Origin of the sequence: Corallococcus exercitus, assembly GCF_042231735.1 — a bacterium.
GTDB classification, from domain to species: Bacteria; Myxococcota; Myxococcia; order Myxococcales; family Myxococcaceae; genus Corallococcus; species Corallococcus exercitus_B.
This window is the reverse complement of the sequence record NZ_CP102577.1, coordinates 6,019,876-6,031,610: the sequence shown is the minus strand read 5'-3', so window position 1 is coordinate 6,031,610 and position 11,735 is coordinate 6,019,876. Positions and strand designations below refer to the sequence as shown.

10 protein-coding genes are annotated in these 11,735 nt (G+C 69.8%); 8 read left to right on the top strand and 2 right to left on the bottom strand.

The window, feature by feature from the left end; translation table 11 throughout:
• The first annotated feature begins 101 nt into the window (after window positions 1-101).
• From NR792_RS23780 to NR792_RS23745, 8 genes are all read left to right on the top strand, one after another.
• Entirely contained in the window at window positions 102-407 is a 306-nt protein-coding gene (locus NR792_RS23780; RefSeq protein WP_375754964.1) for a hypothetical protein, read from the top strand.
• A 74-nt stretch (window positions 408-481) separates the two neighbouring features.
• Window positions 482-1,309 (top strand): 2,3,4,5-tetrahydropyridine-2,6-dicarboxylate N-succinyltransferase, encoded by an 828-nt coding sequence (locus NR792_RS23775; protein WP_120530235.1) that lies wholly within the window; start codon window positions 482-484, stop codon window positions 1,307-1,309.
• A gap of 79 nt (window positions 1,310-1,388) precedes the next feature.
• Window positions 1,389-2,021, top strand: coding sequence for a cupin domain-containing protein (locus tag NR792_RS23770; RefSeq protein ID WP_375754963.1), 633 nt, complete (start codon window positions 1,389-1,391; stop codon window positions 2,019-2,021).
• 45 nt (window positions 2,022-2,066) lie between these two features.
• Window positions 2,067-3,155: a succinyl-diaminopimelate desuccinylase gene (gene dapE, locus NR792_RS23765; protein WP_375754962.1), complete on the top strand. Its 1,089-nt coding sequence runs from the start codon at window positions 2,067-2,069 to the stop codon at window positions 3,153-3,155.
• Window positions 3,156-3,318: 163 nt separating this feature from the next.
• Window positions 3,319-3,729: a cell envelope biogenesis protein TolA gene (locus NR792_RS23760; RefSeq protein WP_375754961.1), complete on the top strand. Its 411-nt coding sequence runs from the start codon at window positions 3,319-3,321 to the stop codon at window positions 3,727-3,729.
• Window positions 3,730-4,013: 284 nt separating this feature from the next.
• On the top strand, window positions 4,014-6,272 hold the full coding sequence (locus tag NR792_RS23755; RefSeq protein WP_375754960.1) for a family 2 encapsulin nanocompartment cargo protein terpene cyclase: 2,259 nt from the start codon (window positions 4,014-4,016) through the stop codon (window positions 6,270-6,272).
• Window positions 6,273-6,325: 53 nt separating this feature from the next.
• On the top strand, window positions 6,326-7,723 hold the full coding sequence (locus NR792_RS23750) for a family 2B encapsulin nanocompartment shell protein (protein ID WP_375754959.1): 1,398 nt from the start codon (window positions 6,326-6,328) through the stop codon (window positions 7,721-7,723).
• 33 nt (window positions 7,724-7,756) lie between these two features.
• Complete coding sequence (locus NR792_RS23745; RefSeq protein WP_375754958.1) at window positions 7,757-9,157, top strand: family 2B encapsulin nanocompartment shell protein; 1,401 nt, start codon at window positions 7,757-7,759, stop codon at window positions 9,155-9,157.
• A gap of 61 nt (window positions 9,158-9,218) precedes the next feature.
• Here the strand turns inward: NR792_RS23745 and NR792_RS23740 are convergent, their stop codons facing one another.
• Together NR792_RS23740 and NR792_RS23735 are read right to left on the bottom strand one after the other, a co-directional pair.
• On the bottom strand, window positions 9,219-10,226 hold the full coding sequence (locus tag NR792_RS23740) for a hypothetical protein (RefSeq protein WP_375754957.1): 1,008 nt from the start codon (window positions 10,224-10,226) through the stop codon (window positions 9,219-9,221).
• Complete coding sequence (locus NR792_RS23735; protein WP_375754956.1) at window positions 10,223-11,734, bottom strand: FAD-binding protein; 1,512 nt, start codon at window positions 11,732-11,734, stop codon at window positions 10,223-10,225. The genes NR792_RS23740 and NR792_RS23735 overlap by 4 nt, the downstream gene beginning before the upstream one ends.
• Between the last annotated feature and the right edge of the window lies 1 nt (window position 11,735).

Below are 11,735 nucleotides of genomic sequence, written 5' to 3'. Positions count from 1 at the left end.
TTCCTGGGGGGCCGGGCGGGCAGGGGCCCGGCTCAAGGCCGGGCGGCTCGCGGCGCCTGGAGGCCATCCCCACCTTTCCCACGCACGGGAGGAGGCGACCGATGGCTTTCGACGACACGCCGTTCGAGCGGCGCTCCATCATTGGCGGCATGCGGGTCCGCTCGGCGGACGGCAAGCACCTGGGCTACGTGGCCTTCATCGGCCAGGAACACCTCTATGTCCGGCGCTCGCCCTTCACCCGCCACTGGAAGGAGGTGCCCCTGTCCGCCGTGGGCCGGGTGCTCCCGGGCGCCGTGGTGCTGCGCGAGGGCACCGGTCCGCTGGTCCCGGCGGACAAACAGCATCACGGGGAAATCCTGTCGCTGACCCATCCGCTGGCGCTGGTGCCGGGCGCGACGCACGTCTGAGTCCGTCCTTCGCCGTCAGGAGGTGGACACTCAGGAGGGGCGCGGACCGCTGAAGTGTGATTCAACTTCGCGCCATGGCGACATCCCTCGAAGAGCTCTCCCAGCGGGTGTCCGCGGCGTTCGCGGACCGGGCGAAACTGAAGGACGCGGACACCGTGGCGGCGGTGCGCGAGACGCTGGCGCGGCTGGATGCCGGCGAGCTGCGCGTCGCGGAGAAGGGCCCGGAAGGCTGGCGGGTCAACGCCTGGGTGAAGGAGGCCATCCTCCTGTTCTTCGCCGTGTCGGAGATGCAGGTGATGGAGGTGGGCCCCTTCGAGTTCCACGACAAGGTGCCCCTGAAGAAGGGCCTGGAGGCGGCGGGCGTGCGCGTGGTGCCCCCGGGCACGGTGCGCTACGGCGCCTTCGTGGAGCGGGGCGCGGTGGTGATGCCCGGGTACGTGAACATCGGCGCGCGGGTGGGCGCGGGCACCATGGTGGACACCTGGGCCACCGTCGGGTCGTGCGCGCAGGTGGGCCGCCATGTCCACCTGTCGGGCGGCGTGGGCCTGGGCGGCGTGCTCGAGCCGCCTTCCGCGTCACCGGTCATCATCGAGGACGGCGCCTTCCTGGGCAGCCGCTCCATCGTGGTGGAGGGCGTGGTGGTGGAGGAGGAGGCGGTGCTCGGCGCCAACGTGGTGCTGACCGCGTCCACGCAGATCATCGACGTCACCGGCCCCCAGGAGGTCATCCACAAGGGGCGCGTGCCGGCCCGCAGCGTGGTGATTCCGGGCATGCGGGAGAAGCAGTTCCCCGCCGGCAAGTACATGGTCCCGTGCGCGCTCATCATCGGGCAGCGCAAGGCGTCCACCGACCAGAAGACCAGCCTCAACGCCGCCCTGCGGGACTTCGCCGTCGCGGTGTGAGCGGCGCGAAAATCCGCCGCCGGCGGGGGCGCGTATAGCTGCTACGGGACGTGATACGTCCGCTGTCTTCCGGGAGCGCATGGACCACCTCGACGACATCCTCCCCGAGTGGCTGCTCGGGACCCTGGAGCCGGCCCGCCGCGACGCCGCGGCCCGGCACCTGGACGGGTGTGCGCGCTGCCGGGCGGAGCTGGCCCGGCTGACGCCCGCCGTGGAGGCGCTGGGGGCGCTCGTCGCGCCGGTGACGCCGCCGGCCGCGGTGCTCACGCGGCTGATGGACCAGATGGAGGGCCCCGGCCGCTTCGCCCGCTGGGCCGGGAAGGTGGCCGCGTTCCTGGACGTGACGGAAGGACGGGCCCGCGAGCTCCTGGAGTCCATGGCGGAGGCCAGCAACTGGATGCCAGGCCCGGTGGAGGGCGTGGAGCTGATGCCCGTGGAGACGGGGCCCAGGCGCGAGGGGATGATGGCCGCCGTCGTGCGCCTGCTGCCCGGCGCCCGCTACCCGCGCCACGCGCACCTGGGCCGTGAGTGGAACCTGGTGCTGGAGGGCGGCTTCCGCGAGGACAACGGCCACGAGGTGTGGCCCGGTGACGAGCTGGAGAAGACGGACGGCTCGCTGCACGACTTCACCGCGCTGCGGGGCCCCGCGTGCATCTGCGTCACCGTGCTGGATGGCGTCACGTCCTTTGAAGAGCTCGTGGACGGCGCCTGAGGGGACGGTGTGCCGGGCGCGGGCGGGGAGTATGGTGTTGCGCGCATGGCTTCCACCGACCTCGCCACCCGCCTCGCCCAGACCACGCTCGAGCTGTGTCGCATTGAGAGCCCCATTGGCCACGAGGGTCCCATCGCGGACCACGTGGAGGGCTGGGCGCTGAAGCACTTCCGCCGCGAGGAGGTCTTCCGCGTCGGGCACACGCTGCTCCTGGGCTCGCTGGAGGACCCGCGCCCCACGGTGGCGCTCATCGGCCACCTGGACACGGTGCCCATGCACCCCGGGGACGTGGGCCGCGCGCCGCGCATCGAAGGGGAGCGCGTGCACGGGCTGGGCGCGTCCGACATGAAGGGCGGCCTCGCGGTGATGATGGCGCTGGCGGAGGACTTGAAGCGCGACGCGCTGCCCGTCAACGTGGCCTTCCTCTTCTATGAGCGCGAGGAGGGGGCCTACGCGGAGAGCGGCCTCATCCCGCTGTACGAGAAGCGCCCGGACCTGTCGCGCGTGAAGTTCGGCATCGCCATGGAGCCCACGGACGGCGTGGTGCAGGTGGGCTGTGTCGGCAGCATGCAGGTGACGGTCCGCTTCACGGGCAAGAGCGCGCACTCCGCTCGGCCGTGGCAGGGGGAGAACGCCATCCACAAGGCGGGGCCGCTGCTCACGGAGCTCCTGGGGCGCGAGCGCGTGGAGGTGAACGTCGCGGGCTTCCCCTTCTATGAAGTCCTCAGCGCCACGCTGGCCAAGGGCGGCCGCGCGCGCAACGTGGTGCCGGAGGCGTTCGAGCTGAACCTCAACTACCGCTTCGCGCCGGGCAAGAGCGTGGCCCGGGCGAAGGAGGACGTGCTGGCGCTGGTGGCGGGCCGCGCGGAGGTGGAGTTCACGGACGCGTCGCCCAGCGGGCCGGTGGCCGCGGGCAACCCGCTGTTCCAGCGGCTGATGGCGCTCACGGGGCTGCCCGCCGCGTCGAAGCAGGCGTGGACGGACGTGGCGCGCTTCGGCGAGTGGGGCGTGGACGCGGTGAACTTCGGGCCCGGCGAGACGGCGCAGGCGCACCAGCTCCACGAGAGCGCGCCCATCCCGCCGCTGGCCGTGGCGTACGAGAAGCTGGCCGCGTTCCTGAAGGGCGCGGCGTAGCGCTTCGCGTGACCGCCGTGCGCTCCGAGGCCGGATTTTCGGCCTCGCGCGGGATGTAGCACTGCGCGCATTCGTCAGGTGGAGTGCATCTGCTCGGTGGGGCATGCGTGCACTTCTGGCGGATGCGCTTACCCTCCAGGTGTTGTCATCCTGGAGGTTGTTGATGCACGCCGAGTCGAACATGCAGGACCCGAACGAGTCCCCGTCGTCCAACACGATGCAGCCGGCCGGTGAGGCGACGTCCGCCACGCCGTCGCGCCGCCGCTCCTCCGGTGCGCGCAAGGGCGCCCGCAAGGCGTCGTCCCGTCGCACGGGCGCCGCGAAGAAGGCGACCTCCAAGCGCACCACGGCGAAGAAGGCCGCCGGCAAGCGCACCGCGAAGAAGGCCGCGGGTAAGCGCGGCGCCGCGAAGAAGGCCACCGCCAGGCGTGGCGCTCGCAAGGCCCCGGCCCGTCGCGCCGCCGCCGGCCGCACCGCCCGCAAGACGTCCGGCCGTGGCACGTCCGCGCGCAAGACCTCCGCGCGCAAGACGTCGGCTCGCAAGAGCCCCTCGCGCCGCTCCACGCGCCGCTAGCGGTCCCTTCGCTGGCGGAACGCGGGGAGCCGGCTGTCCCTTTGAAGGGATGCGCTCCCCGCACCGCGGCGTTTCGTCCTCTCAGGTGTTGGGAAGAGTGGTGGCCATGCGTGGCGGGAATGCGCCTCACCACCGGGTTCCCGCCACCATTTCGGGTGGGTCCATGTCCCATCCCCGCCAGCCCTTATTCACCGGATTACTCAGTTTGTCCGGTTGCGCTGGGTAGTCTTGGTGTCGGCCAGTGCACGCCGGTACAAATCCCTCGGGTTCAACGAGGGGTCTGAATGTCCAAGGGGCGACAGAAGCAACCGTTCCAGCTACCGGATTTCTACGTGCCGTGGCCGGCGCGCCTGAACCCGAACCTGGAAGCGGCCCGCGCGCACACGAAGGCGTGGTCGTACCAGATGGGCATCCTGGGGCCGCCGCGGGACGGCACGGACCGGGAAGTGTGGTCCGAGCGCCGCTTCGATGGCATGGACTACGCGCTGCTCTGTGCGTACACGCACCCGGAGGCGCCGGGTCCGGAGCTGGACCTCATCACGGACTGGTACGTCTGGGTCTTCTACTTCGACGACCACTTCCTGGAGGTCTTCAAGTACTCGCGCGACGTGAAGGGCGGGCAGGCCTACCTGGACCGGCTGCCGCTGTTCATGCCGCTGGACATGTCCCCGCCGCCGGAGCCCGTCAATCCGGTGGAGCGCGCGCTCTGGGATTTGTGGCAGCGCACCGTGCCCTCCATGTCCATGGACTGGCGCCGCCGCTTCTTCGAGAACACCAAGCACCTGCTCGATGAGTCGATGTGGGAGATCGAGAACATCAGCGAGGCGCGCATCTCCAACCCCATCGAGTACATCGAGATGCGCCGCAAGGTGGGCGGCGCGCCCTGGTCGTCGGACCTGGTGGAGCACGCCGTGGCCGCGGAGATTCCCGCGCGCGTCGTGAAGAGCCGGCCGATGCGCGTCTTCAAGGACACGTTCTCGGACGCGGTGCACCTGCGCAACGACCTGTTCTCCTACGAGCGCGAGCTGGAGGAGGGCGAGCTCTCCAACGGCGTGCTGGTGGTGGAGAAGTTCCTCGACTGCGACACGCAGCGCGCCGCGGACCTGGTCAACGACCTGCTCACGTCGCGGCTCCAGCAGTTCGAGGCCACCTTCGCCACGGAGCTGCCGTGGCTCGTCGCGGAGTACGCCCTCAACCCGGTGGAGCAGGCGCAGGTGCTCACGTACCTGCGGGGCCTCCAGGACTGGCAGTCCGGCGGCCACGAGTGGCACATGCGCTCCAACCGCTACATGAACCAGCACTCGGAGGAGCGCCCGGCGCTGTCCATCCCCGTGCCCTCCGGCCTGGGCACCGCCGCGCTGCGGATTCCGCTGACGCCTGGCGGGCTGGGGGTGGGGCCCCGCGCCCAGTCCCTGAGCCACGTGCCCCGCACGCACGTGGGTCCCACGAAGCTGCCGAAGTTCTACGCGCCGTACAGCACGTACCTGAGCCCCCACCTGGACCGCGCGCGCAAGAACTCCAAGGACTGGGCGCGGCGGGTGGGCATGCTGGAGGTGCTGCCCGTCCTGGGGCTCTACGTCTGGGATGACCACAAGTTCGACGCGGCGGACGTGGCCCTGTGCGGCGCGCTCATCCACCCGGACGCGACCCCGGAGCAGCTGGACCTGACGGCGTGCTGGCTCGTCTGGGGCACCTACGCGGACGACTACTTCCCCATGCTCTACGCGAACACGCGGGACATGGCGGGCGCGAAGATGTTCACCGCGCGGCTTGCCCAGTTCATGCCGGATGACGTGGAGGCCGCCAACGCGGCGGTGCCCACCAACCCCGTGGAGCTGGGGCTGGCGGACCTGTGGAAGCGCACGGCGGGCCCGCTGTCGCCGCGCGGCCGCACGCTGTTCCGCAAGGCCATCCAGGACATGACGGACAGCTGGGTGTGGGAGCTGAACAACCAGCTCATCAACCGCGTGCCGGACCCCGTGGACTACGTGGAGATGCGCCGCAAGACGTTCGGCTCGGACCTCACCATGAGCCTGTCGCGCCTCTCCAAGGGGGACGCGGTGCCGGAGGACGTCTTCAACACCCGCACGCTGCGCGGGCTGGAGAACTCCGCCGCGGACTACGCCTGCTTCGTCAACGACCTCTTCTCCTACCAGAAGGAGATCGAGTTCGAGGGCGAGCTGAACAACTGCGTCCTCGTGGTCCAGAAGTTCCTGGGCGTGGACAAGGACGAGGCCGTGCTCGTGGTCAACGAGCTGATGACCGCGCGCATGAAGCAGTTCCAGCACCTGGTGGCCAAGGAGCTGCCGGTGGTCATCCGCACCTTCGGGCTGGACGAGAAGGCGCAGGAGAAGCTGCACAAGTACGTGGAGCAGCTCCAGCAGTGGATGGCCGGCATCCCCCGGTGGCACGCGGGGGTGACGCGCTACACGGAAGAAGAGCTGCGCCACGACGCGGCGCCGAAGCTCCAGGCCGGCAACCGCTCCGGCCTGGGCATGTCCGCGACCCGCGTCGCCGAGCTGTTCCGCTCGGCCAGGTCCTGAGTCCCACCGCAATCCGAAACCTTTTGAACCCTTAACCTGGAGAAGGTGACCCCATGTCCAATGACCTGAAGAAGTTCGACGACAACAACCAGAGCCTTGGCACGCAGGCGGCGCGTCAGCTGGCGACGACGACCAAGTCCGAGCCGCAGATGCAGGGCATCTCCTCGCGGTGGCTGCTCAAGCTGCTGCCGTGGGTGCAGGTGTCCGGCGGTACGTACCGCGTCAACCGCCGCATGACCTACGCGGTGGGCGACGGCCGCGTCACCTTCACCAGCACCGGCGCCAAGGTGCAGGTGATTCCCCAGGAGCTGGGCGAGCTGCCCCTGCTGCGCGGCTACGAGGACGTGGAGGCGCTCACCGCGCTGGCCAACCGCTTCGTGCAGAAGGAGTACAAGGCCGGTGACGTCATCACCGAGGCCGGCAAGGAAGCGGACTCCATCGTCCTCATCGCCCACGGCAAGGTGAACCGCATCGGCACCGGCAAGTACGGCGAGCCGCTGGTGCTGGAGACGCTGGCGGACGGCGACCACTACAGCTACGAGGCGCTGCTGGAGTCGCAGGACTACTGGCAGTTCACGGCGAAGGCCGTCACGCCCGTCATCGCGCTCATCCTCCAGCAGTCCGCCTTCGAGGCGGTGGTGGCGCAGGTGCCGTCGCTGCAGAAGCACCTCGAGGACTTCAAGGCCCGCTCCCGCAAGAAGCAGGACACCTCCGGCCAGAAGGCCATCGAGCTGGCCGCCGGCCACCACGGCGAGCCCGTGCTGCCCGGCACCTACGTGGACTACGAGACGCACCCGCGCGAGTACGAGCTGGCCGTCGCGCAGACCGTGCTGCAGATCCACACGCGCGTCGCGGACCTCTTCAACGACCCCATGAACCAGACGCAGCAGCAGCTGCGGCTGACCGTGGAGGCGCTGAAGGAGCGCAAGGAGCACGAGCTCATCAACAACCGCGAGTTCGGCCTGCTGCACAACGCGGACTTGAAGCAGCGCATCCACACCCGCTCCGGCGCCCCGACGCCGGACGACATGGACGAGCTGCTGGCCACGGTGTGGAAGGAGCCGTCGTTCTTCCTGGCCCACCCGCGCGCCATCGCCGCGTTCGGCCAGGAGTGCAACAAGCGCGGCATCTACCCCACCAGCATCGACATGAACGGGAGCCACGTGCCCGCGTGGCGCGGCGTCCCCATCGTGTCCTGCAACAAGCTGCCCATCAGCGAGTCGCGCACCACGTCCATCATGCTGATGCGCGTGGGTGAGAAGAACCAGGGCGTCGTCGGCCTGCACCAGGCGGGCATCCCGGATGAGATTGAACCCAGCCTCAACGTCCGGTTCATGGGCATCAACGAGAAGGCCATCATGAACTACCTGGTGACGGCGTACTTCTCCGCGGCGGTGCTGACGCCGGACGCGCTGGGCATCCTGGAGAGCGTGGAGCTGGGCCGCTCGTAGTCCTTCGTCCGCACGTAACGGGAAGGTTCTTCCATGGCGAATTCACAGAACGACGTAGCGGCGCACGAGGGCACCAGCCTCAGCACGGCGGGTGCGCGCCAGCTCGCGACGACGACGAAGACGCAGCCGGTGATGCAGGGCATCTCGCCCCGCTACCTGCTGAGCATCCTGCCCTGGGTGCAGGTGTCCGGCGGCACGTACCGCGTGAACCGGCGGCTGACGTACACCGTGGGCGACGACCGGCTGAACTTCAGCAACATCGGCGTCAAGGTGGAGGTCATCGCCCAGGAGCTGCTCAAGCTGCCGCTGATGCGGGGCTTCGAGGACGTGGATGACCTGCTCGTCCGCACCCTGGCCGGCCGCTTCGTCCAGCAGCACTACAAGGCGGGCGACATCATCGTGGAGGCGGGCAGGTCCGCCGAGCACGTGTACCTGCTGGCGCACGGCAAGGCGCAGAAGCTGAAGGCCGGCAAGTACGGCGACCCCGTCGTGCTGGACACGCTGGCGGACGGCGACCACTTCGGCGACCAGGCGGTGGTGGAGTCGAACGACGTGTGGCCCTTCACCGTCAAGGCCGTCACGGCCTGCACGGTGATGGCGCTGCCGCAGGAGGTGTTCGAGTCCCTCATCACCCAGTCCCCGGCGCTGAAGGCGCACGTGGAGCGCTACCGGGCCAACCTCAAGAAGCCCCAGGACAAGGCGGGGCAGGCGGCCATCCCGCTGACGGCGGGCCACCACGGCGAGCCGGTCATCGCGGGCGGCTTCGTGGACTACGAGCTGAAGCCGCGCGAGTACGAGCTGAGCGTGGCGCAGACCATCCTGCGCGTGCACACCCGCGTGGCGGACGTCTTCAACGACCCGATGAACCAGACCGCGGAGCAGCTGCGGCTGACCATCGAGGCGCTGAAGGAGCGCAAGGAGTGGGAGCTCATCAACAACCCGGAGTTCGGCCTGCTGCACAACGCCGACCTCAAGCAGCGCATCAACACCCGCTCCGGTCCGCCGACGCCGGACGACATGGACGAGCTGGTGTCCCGCCGCCGCAAGACGCGCTACTTCCTGGCCCACCCGCGCGCCATCGCCGCGTTCGGCCGGGAGTGCAACAAGCGCGGCCTGTACCCGACGGTGGTGGACGTGGACGGGCGCAAGTTCCAGGCGTGGCGCGGGGTGCCCATCCTCCCGTGCGACAAGCTGCCCATCAGCCGGGAGAACACCACCGCCATCATCGCCATGCGCACCGGGCAGGACGACCAGGGCGTGGTGGGACTGCACAACGCCGGCATCCCCGACGAGGTGGAGCCGAGCCTCACCGTGAAGCGCATGGCCGTCAACGACCAGGCCATCACGAACTACCTGGTGAGCACGTACTACTCCGCCGCCGTGCTCGTCCCGGACGCGCTGGGCGTGCTGGAGAACGTGGCGCTCGGGGGCTGAGGCGCTTCACGCCGTGAGGTGAGGACGGGCCCGGTGCCTTCCGTGCGCCGGGCCCGCTTATTTACTGGCACCGGGCGAAGTACCAGCGCAGCTGGAGCTGGCCCCGGAGCACCGGGTCGTCCGTGTCCGCGCCGTGCGCCGTGGTGAGCGACGCGATGGCGCTCGTGCAGCCGGGCAGCTTCACGTCGATGGCCGCTCCCGGGTGGAGGCGATCGTCGATGCCGTCATAGGTCAGCTCCGCGCGGAAGTCGGCCACGGAGGTCTTCCGTTGCACGCCCAGTCCGGTGAGCAGCTCCCGGCCGGAGCGGAACGCGTCCAGCACCTGCATCGTCGCGAGCGCGTCGAAGCGCCGGCCGAGCGCGGCCTGCCCGGTCAGCCAGAACGTGTGCCGGGTGTCCCGGAGCCCTTCGCCCGTGAACACGCCTCCTTCCGTGCGGGCGGAGACACCCCAGCCGCCGGAGATCTGGATGTCTCCACTCCGGGCCCGCATCTGCTCCTCGGCCTCTTCGAAGAGGGCGGAGAGGTCCACGCCTTGCGTGGGGAGGTCCTCGTCCGAGTCCGCGGGCGGCGGCACGCCCTGGCGCTCCAGCGCCTCCGCCACCTGCTCGGGCAGGGTGGAGTTGAGCACGGGGTCGTGCGGGTCGTGGAACGTCGTCCTCAGCCCGAAGCCCACGCGCCATGGGCCTCCGCCGGTGGTGTCTGGAATCAGCGCGGCGGACACCGTCGTCTTCGTCAGCACCCGCATCAGCCGGCCGGCCACCGAGTTCGCGCGGTAGCCGGACAGGCTCCGGATGCCGCCGCCGAAGAGGAAGTAGGGCGCGACGTCCAGGCTGAGTCCGGGGCTGAGCGCTCCCGGTGTCGTCGAGGCCAGCACCGTGGCCATCACGGGCTTGGGCGCGGCGCCGAGCAGCACGCGCAGGGGCGCCTCCTCCAGCGCCACCAGGGCCGGAGACTCGGGCACGTCCAGGTCGAGCACGTAGCGATAGAGGTTGATGTTGTCGTCGTCCCGCGCGCTCGCCGCGCCCGGGGCGAGCAGCGCGCCCACCACCGCCCATCCGGCAATCCTCACGCGAGGTCCAGGCCGCGGAGATAGTCATTGGCGAAGGCCGCGCGCAGCTCGGGCGTGGGGAGCAGGGCCTTCCTCGCGGCGAGCCAGGCGTCCACGCGTTCCACGCCGTACAGGCGGCGCACCGCCGGGCCGTCCAGTTCGTGGAACTTGCCCCAGTGGAACGTGTGGGGAATGAAGGCCTCGGCGAGCCGCTGCCAGACGCGACGGCTATAGGTCTTCGTGCGGGTGGACGCCGCTCCGTCGATGTCGAGGACGCACGTCATGGGCGCGTGGTTCGTGAACGCCAGCGTGGCCCGGGAGGGCAGGGCGTAGCGCACCCCGAACAGCCCGGGGAACGGGTACGCGCGATTGACGGCGAGGGCCAGCTCGATGGTCTCGCGCACCCGGCCGAGCGGAACGCCCACCGCGCTGCCCCAGGCCTTCCCCCGGGTGGTGGTGTCGGTGAACAGCTCGCCGTGCGTCCCGCTGACGTCGTCGTATTCCCCGTAGAAGCGATCCATCAGCCGTGACAGCGCGGGGATGGTCAGCTCCGAGACCGTGTCCGTCAGCACGCCGACGATTTCGAGCGCGCTGTCCCCTTGGGTCAGCTTGCTGCCGGGACTGGGCGGCTTCGAGCCCTGGGGGCGCTGGGCGTGCTTGTACATCACCGTGACATAGACACCCCGGTCCAGGTCGTTGGGATTGATGACCGCCATGAAGTGATAGGGCTTGAGCCCTGGGGGGCCCGGCAGCGCGATGCCGGAGAAGTCGAGCTGGTCGAGCGCGCGCCAGAGCCCCTCGGTGAGCGGCATCCGCCGGCGGTAGGCCTGGAGGTAGTAGAGGTCCTCCACCTCCATCAGGACGCCGTGCACGATGCCGAAGCCGCCCATGCCCACCAGGGCGGCATTGAAGAGGGCGTCATCCCGGATGAGCTCCGCGCCCAGCTTCTTGGGAGTCTCCTCGTTGATGACCGGGGCGCTGGCTCGCTCCAGCCACACGTGCCGGTCCGGTGAGACCACGAGGTGCAGGCCCACCACGAAGTCCTGCATGGCGCCGGACACCAGGCTGGAGCCATGCGTGCCCGTCCCGATGGCGCCAGCGATGGTCTGCCCGTTGCTGGCGCCCGAGGTGGCCAGGGACTTGCCGAGCTTCTTCAGGAGGTGGTTCAGCTCCGCGACGGAGACACCGCACTGCGCGAAGCAGAGGTCCTCGCTCCGGCCCGGATAGCCGCGACGGGTGGTGAGCGTCGGGAAGAAGTAGTTCAGCGGCTTCGTGTTGACGAGGATGCCGCTGGTGGCGGGCGCCTTGGTGAAGGACCAGCCACCCCCCAGGCCCCGGATCTCCAGGCCCTCCGTGAGCGCTCGCCGGATGAGCTCTTGCAGCCCCTGCGTGGTGTCGATGTAGCCCGGCACCGTGGACTGGGAGTCATCGGCATTCCCGACGTCCACCAGGAGTTCCAGCTTCTGGCTGTAGCTCTGGTGCCAGTTCTGCCAGCGCTTCTGGGGGCTCTCGTGGAGGATGGGAGGCATC